General features: G+C 47.9%; 1 protein-coding gene. It reads right to left on the bottom strand.

Going from position 1 to position 851, the window contains the following annotated elements; translation table 11 throughout:
• The coding region (locus CHI14_RS30365) for a RidA family protein (RefSeq protein WP_212677032.1) at positions 1 to 851 on the bottom strand (851 nt) is incomplete at both ends.

Below are 851 nucleotides of genomic sequence, written 5' to 3'. Positions count from 1 at the left end.
TCAGTTTCATATTCAGGAATGCTTGACGAATCCGCTCTTCCTCATCGGCTACAAGCTGGTTGGTACTCGGATCAATTCCGCGCATACCAGCCACATAAATTGTGTCGCCTGCCCGAGTTCCAAGATCCCATGTTCCAGTTGACTGAATAGCCCCTTCTGGTGACAGGGTTATCACTCCGTTTGGAGATACGTTAGCACTTGTTGCCGGTTTGACATTGCTGGATGCTGCTTCTTGTGATGATGTCACCTGATTGGTGGAGCCTCCTTGGGCAACTGTCTTTCTGGATGCCGACTTCGGCGCATAAAACGTGCCTTCCACCTCGACAATATCATCCTGGTTCAAACGATCCACTTCAACAATTGTGCGTGGCGGGTAAGGTCCTGAACCCCACAATTCTTCCTGAATCTTGTTGACGATTGGACGATAGCGGTACATATCCGTTACGTACACGATAAGACGTGTCGCATCCTTCAGGCTTGCACCCTCAGATTCTGCAATCAGTTTCATATTGAGAAATGCCTGACGAATCCGCTCTTCCTCATCGGCTACAAGCTTGTTCGTACTCGGATTAATTCCGCGCATACCTGCTACAAAAATACTGTCGCCTGCTCTTGTGCCCAGATTCCAAGTTCCTGTAGACTGGATCGCACCTTTCGGTGAGAGGGTTATTACGCCGTTTGGCGATACGTTTTTACTGATTGCAGTTGCTCCATTATTGCTGGAATTCCCGTTTAATTTGCCTGATTTCGATGCGTTTTGTGGAGCATAGAATGTACCTTCTACTTCTACAATATCATCCTGATTTAGGCGGTCCACTTCTATAATAGTCCGGGGTGGATATGGGCCAGCT

This window comes from Paenibacillus sp. 7516, assembly GCF_002272715.1.
GTDB lineage: Bacteria > Bacillota > Bacilli > Paenibacillales > Paenibacillaceae > Paenibacillus > Paenibacillus illinoisensis_A.
The sequence above is the reverse complement of the archived record's forward strand: the minus strand, read 5'-3'. Positions and strand labels throughout refer to the sequence as shown.